This is a genomic window from Pseudomonas sp. BIC9C, from assembly GCF_034541995.1.
Lineage (GTDB): Bacteria > Pseudomonadota > Gammaproteobacteria > Pseudomonadales > Pseudomonadaceae > Aquipseudomonas > Aquipseudomonas fluorescens_CC.
The window spans coordinates 1677925-1699442 of sequence record NZ_JAWDGM010000001.1; the positions used below are offsets into that span (position 1 = coordinate 1677925).

Here is a 21518-nt window from a genome sequence, read left to right on the forward strand (position 1 = left end):
GTGATCAGAAACCCTGCGGAGTCGAGCGGGCGACAATGGCTTCCACGTCCAGGCCTCGCGGCAATGCGCCATAGACTCGGCCGCCGCCATCCAGACGACTGGCGATAAAGGCATCACTGACCACCCCGTTCCCGGCTTCCAGCAACAGCTTGGCCTGCAGCCCCAGCGCAATGTCCTCGGTCAACTGCCGGGCGCGGTACTGAATGTCACTGGTGTCCTTGAAGGCCAACTGCAATTGATGGATATACGCAGCCAGGCGCTTGTCGCCATGGCCATCGCCCAACTCGCTGAACAGCGCGTCGAGTACGCCCGGTTCTTTCGACAGGGCACGCAGCACATCAAGGCACTGCACGTTGCCGGAACCTTCCCACGTCGAATTCACCGGCGCCTCGCGGTAAAGCCGCGGCAGAATGCTGTCTTCGACATAACCCGCGCCACCCATGCATTCGGCCGCTTCGTTGATCATGGCCGGCGCCCGCTTGCAGATCCAGTACTTGCCCACGGCCGTCACCAGTCGGGCGAATTTGGCTTCCTGCGAATCGTCCAGATGATCCAGCGCCCGGCCCATGCGCAGGCTCAAGGCCAGGGCGGCTTCGCTTTCCAGCGCCAGATCCGCCAGCACGTTCTGCATCAAGGGCTGTTCGCTGAGCAGCTTGCCGCCAACCGAACGGTGAGCGCAGTGATGGCTGGCCTGAGTCAGCGCCTGGCGCATCAGCGAACTGGAACCGACCATGCAATCGAAGCGGGTCATGGCGACCATCTCGATGATCGTCGGAACGCCACGGCCCTCTTCACCGATCATCCACGCCAGTGCGCCGCGGAACTCCACTTCGCTGGAAGCGTTGGAGCAATTGCCGAGCTTGTTCTTCAGGCGCTGGATGTAGAACTGATTGCGCGTGTCGTCCGGACGATGGCGCGGCAACAGGAAACAGGTCAGGCCCTTGTCGGTCTGCGCCAGTGTCAGGAAGGCGTCGCACATCGGCGCCGAGCAAAACCACTTGTGCCCCACCAACTCATAGGCCTGGCCCGGACCGCTGGCGCCGACCGGATACGCCTTGGTGGTATTGGCCCGCACATCGGTGCCGCCCTGCTTCTCGGTCATGGCCATGCCGATGGTGACCCCGGCCTTGTGGGCCATGCCGACGTTACGCGGGTCGTATTCGGTGGCGAGGATTTTCGGCAGCCATTTTTCGGCCAGGTCCGGTTGCAGACGCATGGCCGGAACGCTGGCGAAGGTCATGGTCAACGGGCAGCCGCTGCCGGCTTCAGCCTGACTATGCAGGTACGACATCGAAGCACGGGCGACATGGGCGCCGTCCTGCGGGTGCGCCCAGGGTAGCGAGGTCAGGCCGTGCTCGACCGCCGTACGCATCAATTGGTGATAGGCCGGATGAAATTCCACCAGATCGATGCGATGACCAAAGCGGTCATGGCTGTTGAATACCGGCTTGTTCTGATTGGCCAGGAACCCGGCTTCCATCAACGGGCCACCGGCCAGTGCGCCGTAGGCATCGATCCGCGCTTCGGCCCAACCGGCCCCGAAGCGCCGCGACCATTCCTGCAATGGCAAGTCGATGCGGTACAGGTTGGCGCCGTCCAGTGACGGTGGCTGATTGGTGACTTCATGGGTTTCGGCGAACTGATGCAGGTTCATGACTGGGCTCCTTTGGTCGGCCAAGGGACTTCAGTTAAGCACCGGCCCTCGGTCGATCAAAGTGTCATATCCGCCTAACTGTCGGCGCTTTCGCCCTGTTGCGAGCAAAGCACACGGCGGTAGAGCGCGGCCTGCAAGTCTTCGAATTTCACCGGCTTGCTCAAGTGATCAATCACCGCGCCGGTCGGGCAGCGCTCACGGTCACCGCCCAGGGCGATCATGAACAGCGGCAGCTCGGCATAACCCGGCAACGCACGGATCTGGCAGCACACCGACCCACCGTCCTGAAGCGGCAACTGACAATCGACCAGCACCGCGTCAAACACATCGCGCTGCAAGAGATCGAGCGCGACATCGGCACTGTCGGCCGTACGCACGCGAAACCCCAGCTTGAGCAACATGCCGCGCATCACCAACTGGCTGATGCCGTTGTCATCCACCAACAGCACGGCACAGTCCTGGGGCAAGCGCAGGCGCGGAAAGTCCCGAGTCATCAACGGCGTCACCGGACGCTCAATCACCGGCAGCCCGACCTCCACATCAAGCTGAAACCGACTGCCGCGCCCTGGCTCGGTGCGATGAGTCAGGCGTCCACCCAGCAATTCGATCAACTGTCGGCAAATCGCCAGACCGACACCCAGGCCACCGTATTCACGGGTCATCGAGCCATCGAGCTGGAAGAACCGCTGATACATCGTGGCCTCCCCCAAATCGGTGAAGCCAATGCCCGTGTCGATCACCGCAAAGGTCAACGCCAGCCGGTCGGGCTCAATGGCCTTGCCGGTCACCCGCAAGGCCAGACCGCCGACCCGGGTGAACTTGATGGCGTTATCCAGCAGACATTCCAGGCACTGGGCGATCTTGACGTGGTCGCCGTACAAGCGATCCGGCACACCTGGCGCGACATCGACCTTGAAGTCCAGCGACTTGCCCGATGCGTTGCCCTCGAACTGCGTGCGCAGTGTCTCGACCATGTTGCGCAAGCTGAAGGTGTCGGCCGAGGCCTTGAGTTTGCCGGCCTGCAATTCGGTGAGGGTCAGGATGCCGTTGACCATGCGCATCATGTCCCGCGCCGACCCCGAAGCCGTCTGCTGATACTGCTCCAGCTCAGGGTCCATTTCGACCGTCTGCATCAGTTCCAGCGAACCGATCACACCATTCATGGGCGTGCGCAGTTCATGGGTCAGGGTGGCAAGGAATTCGTCCTTGAGCCTGTTACTGCGAGCCAGTTGCTGGTTGAGAACCTCTAGCTTCTGGCTGGCGTCGAACAGGGTTTGCGCCTGCTGCTCGCGCATGTCATTGATGCGGTCGGCCAGCGCCAGGGACAGCAACGCCACTTCGATGGCCGAGCCGATCTGACTGGAATACATGGTCAGGAACACGTTCGGCAGGTATCCCAGCACCATCAGCGTATTGACGATGCCGCCGAGCAAAAACGCCGACCAGGCAATGATGAAATACCGCGCAACGCGCAGGCCCCGCAGCCAGGCAAAGATCCCGGCGGCAAAAATCACCACGGTGAACATCAGCGCCAGTGCCGTGGCCAGGCGCAAGGCCAGGGCGTAACTGGTCATCAACGACAGGCCCACGACCAGCGCACTAAAGGCAACCAGCGCCAGTAACAAGCGGTCGAGCCAGCGACTGTGGGTCGCCATTTGCAGGAAACGACGGGCGAACTGACTGCCGAACAGCCCTGCACAGCCGATGAAAAACGGCGTCGCGGCGTTGGCCCACCAGGGGTTGTCCGGCCAGAAATACTGCACGGCCGCCCCGTTTACCGACAGCTGATACAAGCCGAACGAGGCGATATAGAAGATGTAGTAGAGGTAACTGGTGTCACGCACGCTAAGGTAGATGAACAGGTTGTAGACCAGCATCCCCAGCAGCACGCCGTAGATCAGCCCCAGCACATAGAGGCGCACGGGCTGCTCTTCGAGGTAGGCCGTGCTCGACCACAAGGTTACCGGTGCCTGGATCGAGCCTTCGCTTTGCAATCGCAGGAACAGGGTTTCGGCCTGGTCAGGCTTGAACGTCAGGTCGAACAAATAGTTGTTCTGACGAACCTCGCGACTGGCGAACGGCAAGGCATCGCCGGTCTGCCTGACCATCTGATAATTGCCAGCCGCATCAGGCAAATAGAGATCGAGATGATCGAGGGGCGGATAGGCCAGCTCCAGCAGCCAGGTCCGTTGCGCCGCCGGATTGGCCGGACGGTAATGCAGGTCGATTTTCAGCCAGAACACCGAACGCGAATACCCGGCGTTGAGCGTGTCCTTGTGGTGCGGTTTGAAGTTGCCGGCCGCCGCTTGCGCACGGCTATCCGCGATGGTCGCCTGACCACCTGCGTCCTCGTAGACCTGCAGGGTTCGGCCCAAGGGGAGGCTTTGAGTGAACTCATCGAACTCGACGGCGTTTGCCAGGAGGGGCAAACACAACAGCAACATCAGCAAATAGTGCATTGAAGCCCCAGCGTGGCCTGTCCGGTTCTGTCAGGAAGCCCCCCATTCCTTTTGAGCAGACGTAAAACCGGTATCACCTGTTATTGGTTTGGATCCACTCTAGCATAGCCGTTGATGGCCACTAAACACCATTGAAATTTTTCCTACAAAGGCTCTAGGACGGGCGTTTCAGAGCAGCTATCAGAAGACATTTTGTGGCTGATGAGTCACCGTGGCGAGGGAACAGCCGGACTGGCTGTCGCTACACCCGAAAAACGTTGTTTGGTGGTAAGCTCGCGCACCATGAATATCTACAGCTCTCGCCCCGTTGTCCTCTGTCTCTCCGGCCACGACCCAAGTGGTGGCGCCGGCTTGCAGGCAGATATCGAAGCCCTGCTCGCTCAGGGTTGCCATGCGGCTCCGGCCGTCACCGCCCTGACCGTGCAAGACACCGTCAATGTCACTGATTTCCGCGTCCTCGACCGTGAGTGGGTACTGGCCCAGGCCAATGCCGTGCTCAACGACTCCGAAGTCGCGGCCGTCAAACTGGGCATGCTCGGTTCCCTGGAAATGGTCGACACCGTGGTCGAACTGCTTTCGGCGCACCCGCACTTGCCGGTGGTCTGCGACCCGGTGCTGCGCGCTGGCGGCGGTGGACGCCTGGGCAAGGACGAAGTCGGCTACGCCATGCGCGAACGCCTGCTGCCCTTGTCGATCATTGCGACCCCTAACCTTCCCGAAGCCCGAATTCTCGCCGAACTGCCCGAAGGCACCGCGGACGAGTGCGCTGAAAAACTCCTGCCGTTCGTCAAACACCTGCTGATCACTGGCGGTCATGGTGACGAAACCGAAATCCACAATCGCCTGTACAGCCGCGATGGCCTGCGCGAAACCTACACCTGCCAGCGCCTGCCCGGCAGTTATCACGGTTCCGGTTGCACCCTGGCCAGCGCCCTGGCCGGTCGTCTGGCCCAGGGTGAAAACCTCGCCAGCGCCGTGCAGACCGCGCTTAACTACACGTGGCGCACCCTGCGCGATGCCGAGCAGTTGGGCAAAGGCCAGTTCGTGCCGCGCCGTTTGCCACTGGATTTCTGTTCGTAACTTCCATTTGTAATGCGGTGAGGCTTGTCCAATGAAACTACGTGGCCTGTACGCCATTACCGACAGCCATTTGCTGGACGGTAAGTTGCTCAAGTACGTGGAGGCGGCGCTGGAAGGCGGCGTCACCTTGCTGCAATACCGCGACAAGAGCAGCGACGAGGCCAGACGTCTGCGTGAAGCCGAAGCCTTGCGTGATTTGTGCGAACGCTACAACACCCGGTTGATCATCAATGATGACGCTGAGCTGGCCGCACGCCTGAATGTCGGCGTGCACTTGGGTCAAACTGATGGTCCATTGTCTCCGACCCGCGCCCTGCTGGGTCGCGATGCAATCATCGGTTCGACCTGCCATGCGCGACTCGACCTCGCCGAACAGGCCGTCAAAGAAGGCGCCAGCTACGTCGCGTTCGGCCGTTTCTTCAATTCCAACACCAAACCCGGCGCGCCCACCTGCAGCCTCGACCTGCTCGACCAGGCCCGCCGACAGCTGCACCTGCCGATCTGCGCGATTGGCGGCATCACCCTGGACAATGCCGCCCCGCTGGTGGCCCACGGGGTCGATCTGCTGGCCGTGGTGCATGGCCTGTTTGGCGCCGAGAGCACGGCTGAAGTCACCCGCCGCGCCCGCGCATTCAATGAATTACTAAAAGTCTGAGAGCCCGATCATGTCTCGTTCCGAAACGCTGTTTGCCAATGCCCAGAAACACATTCCCGGTGGCGTGAACTCGCCGGTTCGCGCGTTCAAGAGCGTCGGCGGCACGCCGTTGTTCTTCAAGCACGCCGAAGGCGCCTACGTCACTGACGAAGACGACAAGCGCTATGTGGATTACGTCGGTTCCTGGGGCCCGATGATCCTCGGTCACAGCCACCCGGACGTGCTGGACGCCGTGCGCAAACAGCTTGAGCATGGATTGTCCTACGGCGCCCCGACCGAGATGGAAACGCAGATGGCCGACCTGGTCTGCTCGCTCGTGCCATCGATGGAAATGGTGCGCATGGTCAGCTCCGGCACCGAAGCGACCATGAGCGCCATCCGCCTGGCCCGCGGCTTCACTGGCCGCGACAGCATCATCAAGTTCGAAGGCTGCTACCACGGTCACTCCGACAGCCTGCTGGTCAAGGCCGGCTCCGGCGCACTGACCCAAGGCGTACCGAGCTCGGCCGGTGTACCGGCAGCGTTCGCCAAACACACCCTGACCCTGCCGTTCAACGACATCGATGCCGTTGAGAGCATGCTGGCCGAAGTTGGCGGGGACGTGGCCTGCATCATCGTCGAGCCCGTGGCCGGCAACATGAACTGCGTACCGCCGGCACCGGGTTTCCTCGAAGGTCTGCGGACCCTGTGCGACAAGCACGGCGTAGTGCTGATTTTCGACGAAGTGATGACCGGTTTCCGTGTCGCTCTCGGCGGTGCCCAGGCGTATTACGGCGTGACCCCGGACTTGACCACCTTCGGCAAGATCATCGGCGGCGGCATGCCGGTCGGCTGCTTTGGCGGCAAGCGCGAAATCATGTCGCGCATCGCCCCGCTGGGCCCGGTGTACCAGGCCGGTACGTTGTCCGGCAACCCGCTGGCGATGGCCGCCGGCCTGACCACCCTGCGCCTGATCAGCCGCCCGGGCTTCCACGCCGAGCTGACCGACTACACCACTCGCCTGCTCGACGGCCTGCAACAGCGCGCCGATGCGGCCGGCATTCCGTTCGTGACCACTCAGGCCGGTGGCATGTTCGGCCTGTACTTCAGCGGTGCCGACGACATCGTCACCTTCGATGACGTGATGGCCAGCGACGCTGCCCTGTTCGGCCGCTTCTTCCACCTGATGCTGGAAGGTGGCGTGTACCTGGCACCGAGCGCCTTCGAAGCCGGTTTCACCTCGATCGCTCACGGCGAAGCCGAGCTGAAACTGACCCTGGACGCCGCCGAGCGTGCCTTCGCTGCCTTGAAATAATAAAGCTGTAGCGCTGACGCTGGCCATCGCCAGCGTCAGCTTTCACCTGCCCACCCGCGTTTTTTCCTACTCACCTGCCGATAATCCCCCGCAAAGTGGGCGATATATTTCCCGTGCAGCAGAAAAACGAGTAAAGACTTTGTAAGGTTGGCCCTGCTTATTTCATAATGCGCGCTTATTGGATCCCCTCGATGGGTCCGCGCGCCCTTCAGAGGTAAGTCGATTCCCATGAACCGCACCGGCCGCACCCTTGCACTGGGCTGCCTGTTGCTTCTTCAGCCCCTGCTCGCGCAAGCACAAGCAGGCGGCAACTCGTTGTTGATCCCAGCGATGGGTCGCTGCACCCTCAATACCCAGCCGCAAGACCTGGAACAGGCGCTCGCCGCCTGCCAGAAAGCGTCGGATGAAGGGGATGCGCAAGCGCAATACGAGTTGGGTGAGTTCTACTACGAAGGAAGAAACGCGCCGCGCGACCTCAATAAAGCCCTGAGCTATTTCGAAAAAGCCTCGCTGCAAGGCCACGCCCAGGCGCAATTCAAGCTCGGCACCATGTTCTTTCATGGCGAAGGCGTGCCGGCCAATAACGTTCAGGCGTACATCCTGCTGAAGATGGCGGCGGTCAACGGCGCCGAAGATGCACTGGACACCGCCGATGAAGTCACCGAAAAGATGCCCCGCGAAGAGCTGGAAGTCGCCACTCAGGTGCTCGGGCAGATTTTCCGTAAATACCTGATGGAATTGCAGAGCGCCGATGGGCGTACGCCTTTCTCGCCACTGCCCTGATTTCCGCTTTGTTCTGACTGGCCCCTTCGCGAGCAAGCCCGCTCCCACATTTGATCTGCGTCGTACACAAATCAAATGTGGGGGCGGGCTTGCTCGCGAATAGGGCGACTCGGTCGTGGGTCTTACTTCTCAGGCATCGGCATCGGGAACGGCATGACATTGCCGACCGCGCCACGGGCTTCGCTGATTTTCGGTGTCCCCAGACGCTCGACTTCGTCGATGCGCACGATCGAATGCATCGGCACAAAACTGCGTACCACGCCTTCGAACTGAGCCTTGAGCTTTTCTTCGCTCGGATCGACGACCACTTGCGTGCGCTCGCCAAAGACGAACTCTTCCACTTCCAGAAAGCCCCACAGATCACTCTGATAGATCTGCTTGGCGTACATTTCGAACACCTGGCCCTGGTTGAGGAAAATCACCTTGTAGATTGGAGCTTCACGTTTGGTCATGGTGGGCGGGTAACACATCGGGGTAAAAATGAGGGCGCAAACTATAGCACAGCCGTCGGACGCGCAACGGTAGGAACCACGGGACATGTTCCCTATAATGTGCGGTTCTTTGAATCACGTGATGACTCTTTCCATGGCCAAGAAGCTTTACATCGAAACCCACGGTTGCCAGATGAACGAGTACGACAGCTCGCGCATGGTCGATCTGCTGGGCGAACATCAGGCCCTGGAAGTCACCGCCCGCGCTGAAGACGCTGACGTGATCCTGCTCAACACCTGCTCGATCCGCGAACGTGCACAGGACCGGGTCTATTCCCAGCTCGGTCGCTGGCGCGAACTGAAGCTGGCCAACCCGGACATGGTGATCGCCGTCGGTGGCTGCGTGGCCAGCCAGGAAGGCGCGGCCATCCGTGATCGCGCACCGTACGTCGACGTGGTCTTCGGCCCGCAGACCCTGCACCGCCTGCCGGAAATGATCGACGCCGCGCGCATCAGCAAGCTGCCGCAAGTCGACGTCTCGTTCCCGGAAATCGAAAAATTCGACCATTTGCCCGAGCCTCGCATCGACGGCCCGAGTGCTTACGTGTCGGTGATGGAAGGTTGCAGCAAGTACTGCACGTTCTGCGTGGTGCCCTACACCCGCGGCGAAGAGGTCAGCCGGCCGTTCGACGACGTGATTGCCGAGATCATTCACCTGGCCGAAAACGGCGTGCGCGAAGTGACACTGCTGGGGCAGAACGTCAACGGCTATCGCGGCCTCACCCATGACGGGCGCCTGGCGGATCTGGCCGAGCTGATCCGCGTGGTCGCCGCGGTCGATGGCATCGACCGCATCCGTTACACCACGTCGCATCCGCTGGAGTTTTCCGACAGCCTGATCCAGGCCCACGCCGACGTGCCGGAACTGGTCAAGCACCTGCACCTGCCGGTGCAGTCGGGCTCGGACCGCATCCTCGCCGCGATGAAGCGCAACCACACCGCGCTGGAATACAAATCCAAACTGCGCAAGCTGCGCGCCGCCGTGCCGGGAATCTGCATCAGCTCGGACTTTATCGTCGGCTTCCCGGGCGAGACCGAGAAAGACTTCGAGCAAACCATGAAGCTGATTGCCGATGTCGGTTTCGACTTTTCCTATTCGTTCGTCTACAGCCAGCGCCCGGGTACGCCGGCCGCCGACCTGGCCGATGACACACCGGAAGAGTTGAAAAAAGAACGCCTGAATGCCCTGCAACATCGCCTGAACCAGCAAGGTTTCGAGATCAGCCGACAAATGGTCGGTTCGATCCAGCGGATCCTGGTGACCGATTACTCGAAAAAAGACCCGGGCGAGTTGCAAGGCCGGACCGAGAATAACCGTATCGTCAACTTCCGCTGCGACAATCCGACCCTGATCGGCCAGTTCGCGGATGTGCACATCGATGCTGCGCAGCCGCATTCGCTGCGGGGTTCGCTGATCCAATAACACATTTCGGAAACACTGAGGACCCTGTGGGAGCTGCGGTGCGACGATTCGACTTGCCAGCGATGAGGCCATCAACCCCGACAAATATGTCGCCTGTTGCACCGCTATCGCTGGCAAGCCAGCTCCCACATTGGGCTGCATTGTTCTCGAGAATGGGCTTATCCATTTAAGTGCTTTCGCACCCACGCCACTGGCGTTATCCTTGATTTCATCTCAATTGCCCCAGGGCGGCTAAATACGACCTTGAACGCACCCATAGAACCACATCGTTTCATCCTCGAGCCTTTTGAAGCTCGCCGCTTCGCCAATCTGTGCGGGCAATTCGACGAGCATTTGCGCTTGATCGAACAGCGCCTGACCATCGAGATCCGCAATCGCGGAAACCAGTTCGAGCTGATCGGCGAACCCAAACACACCACCTCCGCGGAAAACCTCCTGCGCCGCCTGTACCGGGAAACCAAGGGTACGGAGCTGTCGCCGGACATGGTGCACCTGTTCCTGCAGGAATCGGCCGTCGAACAGCTGGACAATCACTCCCCTGCGGAACCTTCCGTCGCCCTGCGCACCAAGAAAGGCATGATTCGCCCACGCGGCCTGAATCAGCTGCGCTACGTGAAGGAAATCCTCGGCAACGACATCAACTTCGGCATCGGCCCGGCCGGTACCGGCAAGACCTATCTGGCCGTTGCCTGCGCGGTGGATGCACTGGAGCGCGAGCAGATCCGCCGCATCCTGCTGGTGCGCCCGGCGGTCGAAGCGGGTGAAAAACTCGGCTTCCTGCCCGGCGACCTGTCGCAAAAAATCGACCCGTACCTGCGCCCGCTCTACGACGCACTCTACGAAATGCTCGGCTTCGAATACGTCGCCAAGCTGATCGAGCGCCAGGTGATCGAAGTCGCGCCGCTGGCCTACATGCGCGGCCGTACGCTGAACAACAGCTTCATCATTCTCGACGAAAGCCAGAACACCACGGTCGAGCAAATGAAGATGTTCCTGACCCGGATCGGCTTCGGCTCCACGGCCGTCATCACCGGGGACATCACCCAGGTCGACCTGCCACGCGGCACCAAGTCCGGCCTGCATCATGTGATTGAGGTGCTCAAGGACGTGCCGGGGATCAGCTTTACCCATTTCCAGCCCAAGGACGTCGTGCGCCATCCGCTGGTGCAGCGGATTGTCGAAGCCTACGAGCGCTTCGAAACCAAAGCGGCCGATGATGCAGCCGCCAAGGATAGCCGCCGCGATGCTTGAGCTTGACCTGCAAATCGCCACCGAAGCCACCGCCCCCAGCGAAGCCGAGTTCCGCCAATGGTGCGAACTGGCTTTGCGCCAACGCACCGCCGACTCGGAGATGACCATTCGCCTGGTCGACGAAGCCGAAGGACGCGAGCTGAACCACACCTGGCGGCAAAAGGATTACGCAACTAACGTCTTGTCATTCCCGGCCGATGTGCCGGATGAGTTCCTCGACATCCCGCTGCTGGGCGACCTGGTGATCTGCGTGGCCGTGGTCGAGCGCGAGGCCGCTGAACAGGGCAAGGAGCTCAAGGCCCATTGGGCGCATCTGGTGATTCACGGCTGCTTGCATCTGCTGGGTTACGACCATATTGATGACGACGAAGCCGAAGAGATGGAAGCTCTGGAACGAACGTTGCTTGCAGAACTGGGCTTTCCCGATCCGTACGCGGACGACGAAACCGATTTATCCCCTACCGAAACAACAAAGGATTCAGAGTAATCGCTATGAGCGAAGATCGATCGAGCAACGGGCAGAAGTCGTGGCTGGGTAAGCTCACCCAGGCTTTTGCCCACGAGCCGAAAAACCGCCAGGAGCTGCTGGAGCTGCTGCGCGATGCACACCAGAACAAACTGCTGGACAGCGAAGCGCTGGCCATTGTCGAAGGCGCCATCCAGGTGGCTGACTTGCAGGTCCGGGACATCATGGTCCCGCGCTCGCAAATGGTCAGCATCAAGGCACACCAGACACCCCGCGAGTTCCTGCCTGCCGTGGTCGACTCGGCCCACTCCCGCTACCCGGTCATCGGCGAAAGCCACGATGACGTGATGGGCGTGTTGCTGGCCAAGGATTTGCTGCCGTTGATCCTCAAGGAGAACGGCGACAGTTTCAACATCAAGGACCTGCTGCGCCCGGCCACTTTCGTGCCGGAATCCAAGCGCCTTAACGTGCTGCTGCGCGAATTTCGCGCCAACCACAACCACATGGCCATCGTCATCGACGAGTACGGCGGCGTGGCGGGCCTGGTCACCATCGAAGACGTGCTGGAACAAATCGTCGGCGACATCGAAGACGAACACGATGTCGAAGAAGACAGCTACATCAAGCCGCTGCCCAGCGGTGATTTCCTGATCAAGGCCCTGACACCGATCGAGAACTTCAACGAGTTTTTCGACAGCGAGTTCTCCGACGATGAATTCGACACCGTTGGCGGCCTGGTGATGAGCGCGTTCGGGCATTTGCCAAAACGTAACGAAATCACTGAAATCGGCCCGTACCGCTTCCGCATCCTGAACGCCGACAGCCGTCGGATTCACTTGCTTCGCCTGACGCCCATTGCTCGCTAAGGATTGAAATGCGCTGGACAACCTGCCCCGGCTGGCCCGGTAACCTGCTGGCCGTGGCGGCCGGTGCAATCACCACACTGGCCCTGGCGCCCTTCGATATCTGGCCACTGGCACTGCTCGCCGTCGGCCTGTTCTATGCCGGCCTGCGCGAGCTGAGCCCACGTCAGGCATTGGGTCGCGGCTGGTGTTTCGGTTTCGGCCTGTTCGGTGCCGGCACCAGCTGGATCTACTACAGCATCCACCACTTCGGTGGCGCCTCGGTATTGCTGGCCGGTTTCCTGATGCTGCTTTTCACGGCGGCGATTGCCTGGTTCTTTGCCCTGCCCGCCTGGATTTGGGCGCGCTGGCTGCGCCGCAATGAGGCGCCGTTGGCCGACGCACTGGCCTTCGCGGCGCTGTGGGTCGGCCAGGAAGCCTTCCGCGGCTGGTTCCTGACGGGCTTCCCGTGGCTGTATTCCGGTTACAGCCAGCTTGATGGCCCGTTGGCCGGGCTCGCCCCCATCGGCGGGATGTGGCTGATTTCCTTTACCCTGGCCCTGACAGCTGCGTTGATCTACAACGGCATGCGCCTGGTTCGCACGGGGCGCAAAGGCTTCATCGCTGCCGGTGTATTACTGCTGGTCGGTCCGTGGCTGGCCGGCATGGCGCTCAAGCACCACGCCTGGACCAGCCCGTCGGGCCCGCCACTGAGCGTCGCCGCCATTCAGGGCAACATCGAACAAAGCATGAAGTGGGATCCGGCGCAGCTCAACGCGCAACTGGCGCTGTACCGCGACATGAGTTTCAGCTCCAGGCGCGTCGATCTTCTCATCTGGCCGGAAACGGCGATCCCGGTGCTCAAGGAGTCCGCCGAGGGCTACCTGAACATGATGGGCAGCTTCGCCGCCGAACGTAAATCGGCGTTGATTACCGGTGTCCCGGTCCGCATGGAGGTACGCCACGAAAAGCGCTTCTTCAATGGCATCACTGTTACCGGTGAAGGCGACGGCACTTACCTGAAGCAAAAACTGGTGCCGTTTGGTGAATATGTCCCCTTGCAGGACATGCTGCGCGGACTGATCGCCTTCTTCGACCTGCCAATGTCGGACTTCGCCCGCGGCCCGGCCGACCAGCCGCTGCTGCAAGCCAAGGGTTATCAGATCGCGCCGTACATCTGCTATGAAGTGGTTCACCCGGAGTTCGCCGCCAGCCTTGCCGCCCGCAGCGACCTGCTGCTGACCATCAGCAACGACACCTGGTTCGGCACCTCCATCGGTCCGCTGCAACACCTGCAGATGGCGCAGATGCGCGCCCTGGAAGCCGGCCGCTGGATGATCCGCGCCACCAACAATGGCGTGTCCGGACTAATCAACCCGTTCGGTCAGATCACCGATCAGATCCCGCAGTTCGAACGCGGCATCCTGTACGGTGAAGTAGTGCCGATGCACAACCTGACGCCGTACCTGGAATGGCGTTCGTGGCCGCTGATCATTGTCTGCGCGCTGTTATTCGGCTGGGCACTGATCGCTGGCCGGATGGCCAAGACCGTCTGAAGTCATTTGTGGCGAGGGAGCTTGCTCCCTCGCCACAGGGTTTAGCGCTCAGCGATAGAAAAGCGAATAACCAATCTGCCCCACCGCCTCGTTCATCAATTGCCCGTTCTGCCAGATCGCCTTGAACTCCGGCATCCAGCCACCCAGTGGCCGCGCATTGTCACCGCCCAGAAACCCTACCGGCGCCGGCACCACCTCAAACCCGGCCTTGCGGAAACTCCAGACCGCTCGTGGCATATGCCAGGCCTGAGTCACGACCACCACACGCTTGATGCCCTGAGGCAGCAATACCTCGGCGCTGAACTGCGCATTCTCCCAGGTCGTGCGGCTGCGCCCTTCCTGCCAGCGCACGGTCAGGCCAAAGTCGTCACGCAAGGAGTCAGCCATCATCTGCGCCTCGCTGGGTGGCGTGCCGTAGTGCAAGCCGCCGCTGGTCAGTACCGGCAGGCCGGATGCCTTGGCCAGCCGCGCGGCAAAGCGCTGGCGTTCCAGACCGACGCCCGTGGGCTGGTCGGCGCCCCAGGCCACGTCACCGCGCTCGCGCCCCGAGCCGAGGACCACGATCGCATCCGCGCGTTGCCCCAGGCCAGCCCATTCATCACGGGCCAGCGGTGGCTCCCGCTCGAGCAGGCCGGCACTCCACTGCACCACCACCGGCAGGCTCATCAACCAGAAGCCCCCCAGACCCAGCGCAAAGCACACACTGGCAAGCCTCGGCCTTGAGCGACGTAACCACCAGGCAAGCAAAAGCAGCAGCAATAGAATGCCGGGGGGCAAAAGAAGTTGTTTTACGAAATAACGAAATGGCATCGAGCATCTCCCGGAGATGCCCGAAGCCTAAGTGGGTTGACGCAATGCGACAATCAATACAGAAGGACTATGCTTCAAAAATGCCTGGAGCATGGCTCTGTACCCTATTTGAACTGCAAAGACCGGACCTTTACCGCGTCTCTGCCGCGAACCTTGTCCTTGAGCCAGATGATCTTGGCCGAACGTGGTGCATCGAGTTGTTTTACCGCCTCTGACAAGCATCCGTGTGTCTCACGCTCACTGCGATCCAGGTACGCTTTGACCAGTGCAAACTCTGCGGGGCTCAGGCCGCGCAGTTCCAGTTCCAGAGGGCGTTCGTCGCGCAACCGGCTAGCGGTCCTTGCCGCCTCCAGGGCCAAGGCCAAACGATCGATCAGCCTTTCGTACAGCTCCGGTTTTGTAGCTTTTTGCTGTGACTCAACCATCCCTCACCTCATTGGAAGATAAGACCTACTCCCCAGTTAGAGCTTAGCTTCCATGAACAAACCGGCTGAACGCCGCGACCAACGGCCCTCGCAGCGGTTTTTGCAGGACGTGCGGCAGCAATCAGGGTTTCCCTCGGCAGAGCGCGGTCATGTATGCTACGGCGCTTCCTGTAACTCCACTTCCAGCTCGGCTGGGCATCGAAAACGCCAATCTGGCGTGATCACCGTCCAGCGTTGCATTGAAGAGGATTAGGCCACCCCTATTCAGTTCAAAAGTAGCCATGCACGAACAATATCAGCCCCGTGAAATCGAAGCCGCCGCCCAGTCGTTCTGGGACGAGCAAAAGTCCTTTGAAGTCAGTGAACAGCCAGGCAAGGAGACCTACTATTGCCTGTCGATGTTCCCTTACCCCAGCGGCAAGCTACACATGGGGCACGTGCGCAACTACACCATCGGCGACGTGATCTCCCGCTACCAGCGCATGCAAGGCAAGAACGTTCTGCAACCCATGGGTTGGGACGCCTTCGGCATGCCGGCGGAAAACGCCGCGATGAAGAACAACGTAGCGCCCGCCAAGTGGACCTACGAAAACATCGCCTACATGAAAAGCCAGTTGCGCAGCCTGGGCCTGGCGGTGGACTGGTCGCGCGAAGTGACCACCTGCAAACCCGATTACTACCGCTGGGAACAATGGCTGTTCACTCGCCTGTTCGAAAAAGGTGTGATCTACAAAAAAAGCGGCACCGTGAACTGGGACCCGGTCGACCAGACCGTCCTGGCCAACGAACAGGTAATCGACGGTCGCGGCTGGCGTTCCGGGGCGCTGATCGAAAAGCGCGAAATTCCGATGTACTACTTCAAGATCACCGCCTATGCGGATGAGCTGCTGGAGAGCCTCGACGAGCTGACTGGCTGGCCTGAACAGGTCAAGACCATGCAGCGCAACTGGATCGGCAAGTCCCGCGGCATGGAAGTGCAGTTCCCCTACAACGTCGACTCCATTGGCGAAACCGGGACCCTGAAAGTCTTCACCACCCGTCCGGACACTTTAATGGGCGCGACCTACGTCGCCGTGGCCGCCGAGCACCACCTGGCCGCCCTCGCCGCCAAGAACAACCCTGAGCTGCAAGCGTTCATCGCTGAATGCAAGGGCGGCAGCGTGGCCGAAGCCGACGTCGCCACCCAGGAGAAAAAAGGCCTGCCGACCGGCCTGTTCGTCGAGCACCCGCTGACCGGCGAAAAACTGCCGGTATGGGTCGCCAACTATGTGCTGATGCACTACGGCGATGGCGCGGTAATGGCAGTTCCAGCCCACGACGAGCGTGATTTCGAATTCGCCCACAAGTACAACCTGCCGGTCAAATCGGTAGTGCGCACCAGTTCCGGCGATAGCAACCCGACACCATGGCAAGACGCCTACGGCGAGTACGGCACACTGATCAACTCCGGCGAGTTCGATGGCCTCGATTTCGCGGGCGCCTTCGACGCCATCGAAGTCGCGCTGATCAAGAAAGAACTGGGCGCCTCGCGTACCCAGTTCCGCCTGCGCGACTGGGGCATCAGCCGTCAACGTTACTGGGGCTGCCCGATCCCGATCATCCACTGTGGCACTTGCGGTGATGTGCCAGTGCCGGAAGATCAACTGCCTGTCGTGCTGCCGGAAGACGTCGTACCCGACGGCGCCGGCTCGCCACTGGCACGCATGCCCGAGTTCTACGAGTGCACCTGCCCTAAATGCGGTGCACCGGCCAAGCGTGAAACCGACACCATGGACACCTTCGTCGAGTCCTCCTGGTACTACGCCCGTTACGCCTCGCCGCACTATCAAGGTGGCCTGGTCGAAAAAACCGCGGCCGATCACTGGCTGCCGGTGGATCAATACATCGGCGGTATCGAACACGCGATCCTGCACCTGCTCTACGCGCGCTTCTTCCACAAGCTGATGCGTGACGAAGGCCTGGTGAGCTCCAACGAGCCGTTCAAGAACCTGCTGACCCAGGGCATGGTGATCGCCGAGACGTACTATCGTCGCGAAGCCAACGGTGCCTACACCTGGTTCAACCCGGCGGACGTTGAACTCGAACGCGACAGCAAGGCCAAGGTCATCAGCGCCAAGCTGATCGCAGATGGCCTGCCGGTGGAAATCGGCGGCACCGAGAAGATGGCCAAGTCGAAGAACAACGGCGTCGACCCACAGTCGATGATCGACCAGTTCGGCGCAGACACCTGCCGCCTGTTCATGATGTTCGCCTCGCCACCTGACATGAGCGCGGAATGGTCCGACTCGGGCGTCGAAGGTTCGCACCGTTTCCTCAAGCGCGTCTGGCGTCTGGCTCAAGCCCACGTCACCCAAGGCCTGCCGGGGAAACTGGACGTTGCCAGCCTGAACGACGAGCAGAAAGCCATTCGCCGCTCGATCCACCAGGCCATCAAGCAAGCCAGCCACGACGTCGGCCAGAACCACAAATTCAACACCGCCATCGCCCAGGTGATGACGCTGATGAACGTGCTGGAAAAAGCCGCGCAAGGCACCGAACAGGATCGCGCGCTGGTCCAGGAAGGCCTGGAAACCGTAACCCTGCTCCTGGCCCCTATCACCCCGCACATCAGCCACGAACTGTGGCATCGCCTGGGTCACGCCGACCCGGTGATCGACGCCGGCTGGCCGGTGCTGGACGAAAGCGCGCTGGTGCAGGACAGCCTGCAACTGGTGATTCAGGTCAACGGCAAGCTGCGCGGCCACATCGAAATGCCGGCCAGTGCCAGCCGTGAAGAAGTCGAAGCAGCCGCCCGTGCCAACGAGAACGTCCTGCGCTTCGTCGACGGTCTGACCATTCGTAAAGTGATCGTAGTGCCCGGGAAACTGGTCAATATCGTCGCCAGCTAATTGGATCAGGCGCCAGGTGAGCCTGGCGCCGAGTAAAACCTTTCGGGCCGCTTGATCGGCCCACATGGTTTCAAGGGGAGCAACAAGATGATCAAACGCAATCTGCTGGTGATGGGCCTCGCGGTTCTGCTGAGTGCCTGCGGTTTCCAGCTGCGCGGAACCGGTACCGACGAACTGGCGATCAAGGAACTCGACTTGAGCGCCCGTAACGCCTATGGCGAAACCGTGACTCAGTTGCGTAAGGCACTCGAGGGCAGTGGCGTCAAGGTCTATAACGGTGCACCGTACAAACTGGCGCTGACCAATGAACAGGAAAGCCAGCGCATCCTCAGCTACGCAGGTGCCGGACGTGCAGGCGAGTACCAGGTCACCACCGTGCTGAACTACGACATCCGGGGTCGCGGCGACCTGCCACTGTTGAGCGACAAGCTTGAAGTGCAGAAAATCTATATGCACGACGGCAACAACCTGGTGGGCTCCGACCAGGAAGCCGCAACCGCCCGGGCAGAAGGCCGCCGGGAGATGGTTCAACGCATGATGCTGCGCCTGCAACAACTGACCCCGGGCCAACTGGATCAGTTGCAGCAGACTGCCGAAGCCAGGGCCAAGGCTGACGCCGCCGCACTGGAAGCGGCGAAGAAGGCTGAAGCGGAAACCCCGCGCCAGTCGCCAATCGAACTGCCGCAGCAGTAAGACTTACGGGGCGCTCAGGCGCCCCGTTCGCCCTCTCTTATGAAACTCGCCCCCGCCCAACTCGCCAAACACCTGCAAGGCGCCCTTGCGCCGGTCTATATCATCAGCGGCGATGACCCGTTGTTGTGCCAGGAGGCGGCCGACGCTGTTCGCGCTGCCGCCCGCCAGCAGGGATTCGATGAACGCCAGGTGTTTGCCGCCGACGCCAGTTTCGACTGGGGCACGTTGCTGCAAGCCGGTGCCAGCATGTCGCTGTTCGCCGAAAAGCGCCTGCTGGAACTGCGCCTGCCTTCCGGCAAACCCGGCGACAAAGGTGCCGCCGCGCTGATCGAGTACTGCTCGCGCCCGGCCGACGACACCGTGCTGCTGATCAGCTTGCCGAAACTCGATGGCAGCGCACAGAAAACCAAGTGGGGCAAAGCGCTGGTCGAAGGACAGCAGACCCAGTTCGTGCAGATCTGGCCGGTCGATGTCGCCCAGTTGCCAAGCTGGATCCGCCAACGCTTGTCCCAGGCCGGGCTTTCCGCCAGCCAGGACGCCGTTGAGTTGATCGCAGCAAGGGTCGAGGGCAACTTGCTGGCCGCCGCCCAGGAAATCGAAAAGCTCAAGCTGATGGCCGAAGGGGGTCAGATCACCGTTGAAACCGTGCAGGCTGCCGTGGCCGACAGTGCGCGTTTCGACGTCTTTGGCCTGACCGATGCGGTACTCAATGGTGAAGCAGCCCACGCGCTACGCATGCTCGAAGGGTTGCGCGGTGAAGGCGTCGAGCCGCCGGTGATTCTCTGGGCCCTGGCCCGGGAGTTGCGCCTGCTGGCCAATATTTCGCTGCAATACAGCCAGGGTACACCGCTGGACAAGGCCTTCAGCCAGGCCAAGCCGCCGGTCTGGGACAAACGTAAACCGTTGATGAGCAAAGCGCTGCAACGCTACTCGGCACAGCGCTGGGCGCAACTGCTGCTGGAAGCGCAACGCATCGACGCGCAGATCAAGGGCCAGGCTGCGGGTTCGCCGTGGATGAGCCTGAGCCGGTTGACGTTGTTGATGGCCGGGCAGCGCTTGTCGTTGCCGGCGGAGTGAAAAGTCCTACGTAATGTAGGGACTAGACAGATCCACGACTTCGGCCGATGATTCGCCTCGCAAAATCCACTCACTTGCGAGCAATCACCATGAGCAAAAAGCCATCGAAGCATGGTCCCAACAAGGCCAAATCCATCATCGCCCAGCCATTGTTCCGCAGCCGCCAGGAACGCCCCGGCAAGGGCAAAGGCAGCTACCGCCGCGAAGCCTTCCAGTCTGACAACTGGGAGGCTTCTTACTTTCTGGCGGCCTGAAAGGCAAGCATCCGCTCAACATGTTAAGGTCTGCACCTGATACGTTTTCCCTGGACCTGTGCATGCCCTTTTGTATTTCCCGTCGTTGGCATCTGCGCCAATTGATTGCTGCCTCCAGCCTTGTTTTGCTAGTCGCCTGCGCGGAAAAACCAACCGCCGCCGACGCACAGCCGCTTCAGACGCTTCCTGTCGCCACCGCTCCGGCTGTTGTTGCGCCTGTGGTTCCGACGGGCGAGAACCTCGACATCCAGCCAACCCAGACCTTCGCCGAATGGCAGGCGGGTTTCCGCAAGGATGCCCTGGCCGCCGGTATCCGCGCCGATCTGTTCGACCGCGCCTTCGCCAATGTCAACTTCGACCCCAGCGTGATTCGTGCCGATCGCAGCCAACCGGAATTCGCAAAACCGGTATGGGAATACCTCGATGGCGCCCTGTCGCCGCTGCGGGTGCGCAAAGGCCAGTCGCTGGTCAACCAGTACGCCGACATCCTGCAAAGCATCGAACAGCGTTACGGCGTTGATCGTCAGGCTCTGGTGGCCGTGTGGGGCATGGAAAGCAACTTCGGCCAGTTCCAGGGCAGCAAGTCGGTGATCAATTCGCTGGCGACCCTGGCCTACGAAGGCCGACGCCCGGGCTTCGCCCACGCGCAATTGATTGCCGCGCTGCAAATTCTGCAACAGGGTGATATCGAACCGGAGAAAATGCTCGGTTCCTGGGCCGGCGCCATGGGCCAGACCCAGTTCATCCCGACTACCTACAACACCCATGCCGTGGACTTCGATGGCGATGGGCGCCGCGACATATGGGGGAGTTCGGCCGATGCCCTGGCCTCGACTGCGCATTATCTGCAAAGCTCCGGTTGGCAGAAAGGCCAGCCATGGGGCTTCGAGGTGCAGTTGCCAGGCGGGTTCGACTACGTGCTGGCCGATGGCACGATTCGCAAAAGCGTCGCGGAATGGCGGCAACTGGGGATCACGCTGCCCAATGGTGGCCAGGTCCCGGCCGGTTCCGAGCAATTGTCCGCGGCCCTGTTGCTACCGGCCGGTTACCGTGGCCCGGCGTTCCTGGTGCTCGATAACTTCCGGGCGATCCTCAAGTACAACAACTCGTCGTCCTACGCCTTGGGGGTGAGCTTGTTGTCCGAACGCTTCAATGGCGCGGGCCTGATCAGCGGCACGTGGCCAAAAGATGATTTGCCGTTGAGCCGTACCGAGCGGATCGAACTGCAAAACCTGCTGAGTGCTCAGAATTACGACGCGGGTAATGCGGACGGGATTATCGGTGCCAATACCCGCAAGGCGATCCGCAGCGCACAACAGTCGTTTGGCTGGCCGGCGGATGGGTATCCGACGCACAAGTTGCTGGAAGGGTTGCGTAACCGCTAAAAAGCTTCGCGGGCAAGCCCGCTCCCACAGGC

At 61.1% G+C, this 21518-nt stretch carries 19 protein-coding genes; 14 read left to right on the plus strand and 5 right to left on the minus strand.

Annotated elements, in window-relative coordinates; genetic code table 11:
- Nucleotides 1-4 precede the first annotated feature (4 nt).
- Together RS887_RS07840 and RS887_RS07845 are read right to left on the minus strand one after the other, a co-directional pair.
- Entirely contained in the window at nt 5-1654 is a 1650-nt protein-coding gene (locus tag RS887_RS07840) for an acyl-CoA dehydrogenase family protein (protein WP_322614961.1), read from the minus strand.
- A gap of 74 nt (nt 1655-1728) precedes the next feature.
- Nucleotides 1729-4113 carry a 7TM diverse intracellular signaling domain-containing protein gene (locus tag RS887_RS07845; protein WP_322614962.1) on the minus strand — a complete coding sequence of 795 codons (2385 nt, stop codon included), beginning with the start codon at nt 4111-4113 and terminating at the stop codon, nt 1729-1731.
- Between the two features lie 282 nt (nt 4114-4395).
- Between RS887_RS07845 and RS887_RS07850 the strand changes: the two genes are divergently transcribed.
- From RS887_RS07850 to RS887_RS07865, 4 genes are all read left to right on the plus strand, one after another.
- Nucleotides 4396-5193, plus strand: coding sequence for a hydroxymethylpyrimidine/phosphomethylpyrimidine kinase (locus tag RS887_RS07850; RefSeq protein ID WP_008052407.1), 798 nt, complete (start codon nt 4396-4398; stop codon nt 5191-5193).
- A gap of 31 nt (nt 5194-5224) precedes the next feature.
- Nucleotides 5225-5848 carry a thiamine phosphate synthase gene (gene thiE / locus RS887_RS07855; RefSeq protein ID WP_322614963.1) on the plus strand — a complete coding sequence of 208 codons (624 nt, stop codon included), beginning with the start codon at nt 5225-5227 and terminating at the stop codon, nt 5846-5848.
- A 10-nt stretch (nt 5849-5858) separates the two neighbouring features.
- Nucleotides 5859-7142 carry a glutamate-1-semialdehyde 2,1-aminomutase gene (gene hemL, locus RS887_RS07860; RefSeq protein ID WP_322614964.1) on the plus strand — a complete coding sequence of 428 codons (1284 nt, stop codon included), beginning with the start codon at nt 5859-5861 and terminating at the stop codon, nt 7140-7142.
- 228 nt (nt 7143-7370) lie between these two features.
- Nucleotides 7371-7925 carry a tetratricopeptide repeat protein gene (locus tag RS887_RS07865; protein WP_111288078.1) on the plus strand — a complete coding sequence of 185 codons (555 nt, stop codon included), beginning with the start codon at nt 7371-7373 and terminating at the stop codon, nt 7923-7925.
- 122 nt (nt 7926-8047) lie between these two features.
- Here the strand turns inward: RS887_RS07865 and RS887_RS07870 are convergent, their stop codons facing one another.
- Nucleotides 8048-8377 (minus strand): DUF1820 family protein, encoded by a 330-nt coding sequence (locus RS887_RS07870; protein ID WP_003185742.1) that lies wholly within the window; start codon nt 8375-8377, stop codon nt 8048-8050.
- Nucleotides 8378-8510: 133 nt separating this feature from the next.
- Here RS887_RS07870 and miaB point away from each other — a divergent pair, with 133 nt between their 5' ends.
- From miaB to lnt, 5 genes are all read left to right on the plus strand, one after another.
- Nucleotides 8511-9839 carry a tRNA (N6-isopentenyl adenosine(37)-C2)-methylthiotransferase MiaB gene (miaB, locus tag RS887_RS07875; RefSeq protein WP_015096961.1) on the plus strand — a complete coding sequence of 443 codons (1329 nt, stop codon included), beginning with the start codon at nt 8511-8513 and terminating at the stop codon, nt 9837-9839.
- 243 nt (nt 9840-10082) lie between these two features.
- Nucleotides 10083-11090: a PhoH family protein gene (locus RS887_RS07880; protein WP_008022966.1), complete on the plus strand. Its 1008-nt coding sequence runs from the start codon at nt 10083-10085 to the stop codon at nt 11088-11090.
- Nucleotides 11083-11577 carry an rRNA maturation RNase YbeY gene (gene ybeY, locus RS887_RS07885; RefSeq protein ID WP_008022964.1) on the plus strand — a complete coding sequence of 165 codons (495 nt, stop codon included), beginning with the start codon at nt 11083-11085 and terminating at the stop codon, nt 11575-11577. Before RS887_RS07880 ends, ybeY begins: the two co-directional genes overlap by 8 nt.
- Before the next feature lie 5 nt (nt 11578-11582).
- Complete coding sequence (locus tag RS887_RS07890) at nt 11583-12422, plus strand: HlyC/CorC family transporter (RefSeq protein ID WP_111288082.1); 840 nt, start codon at nt 11583-11585, stop codon at nt 12420-12422.
- Between the two features lie 8 nt (nt 12423-12430).
- A complete protein-coding gene (gene lnt, locus RS887_RS07895; RefSeq protein WP_322614965.1) occupies nt 12431-13954 on the plus strand; it encodes an apolipoprotein N-acyltransferase in 1524 nt (507 codons plus the stop codon).
- A 48-nt stretch (nt 13955-14002) separates the two neighbouring features.
- On the opposite strand, the gene RS887_RS07900 is transcribed toward lnt, so the two are convergent.
- Both RS887_RS07900 and RS887_RS07905 read right to left on the minus strand, forming a co-directional pair.
- Complete coding sequence (locus tag RS887_RS07900; protein ID WP_322614966.1) at nt 14003-14764, minus strand: YdcF family protein; 762 nt, start codon at nt 14762-14764, stop codon at nt 14003-14005.
- A 104-nt stretch (nt 14765-14868) separates the two neighbouring features.
- On the minus strand, nt 14869-15189 hold the full coding sequence (locus tag RS887_RS07905) for a hypothetical protein (RefSeq protein ID WP_008022948.1): 321 nt from the start codon (nt 15187-15189) through the stop codon (nt 14869-14871).
- 281 nt (nt 15190-15470) lie between these two features.
- On the opposite strand from RS887_RS07905, the gene leuS reads away from it, so the two are divergent.
- The 5 genes from leuS (at nt 15471) to RS887_RS07930 (ending at nt 21486) form a co-directional block, all read left to right on the plus strand.
- Nucleotides 15471-18077: a leucine--tRNA ligase gene (leuS, locus tag RS887_RS07910; protein ID WP_322614967.1), complete on the plus strand. Its 2607-nt coding sequence runs from the start codon at nt 15471-15473 to the stop codon at nt 18075-18077.
- 87 nt (nt 18078-18164) lie between these two features.
- Nucleotides 18165-18770: an LPS assembly lipoprotein LptE gene (gene lptE, locus RS887_RS07915; RefSeq protein ID WP_111288090.1), complete on the plus strand. Its 606-nt coding sequence runs from the start codon at nt 18165-18167 to the stop codon at nt 18768-18770.
- Nucleotides 18771-18809: 39 nt separating this feature from the next.
- Nucleotides 18810-19847: a DNA polymerase III subunit delta gene (gene holA, locus RS887_RS07920; protein ID WP_111288092.1), complete on the plus strand. Its 1038-nt coding sequence runs from the start codon at nt 18810-18812 to the stop codon at nt 19845-19847.
- Nucleotides 19848-19936: 89 nt separating this feature from the next.
- Nucleotides 19937-20101 carry an alternative ribosome rescue factor ArfA gene (gene arfA / locus RS887_RS07925; protein ID WP_322614968.1) on the plus strand — a complete coding sequence of 55 codons (165 nt, stop codon included), beginning with the start codon at nt 19937-19939 and terminating at the stop codon, nt 20099-20101.
- 62 nt (nt 20102-20163) lie between these two features.
- On the plus strand, nt 20164-21486 hold the full coding sequence (locus tag RS887_RS07930; protein ID WP_322614969.1) for a lytic murein transglycosylase: 1323 nt from the start codon (nt 20164-20166) through the stop codon (nt 21484-21486).
- The last annotated feature ends 32 nt before the right edge of the window (nt 21487-21518 follow it).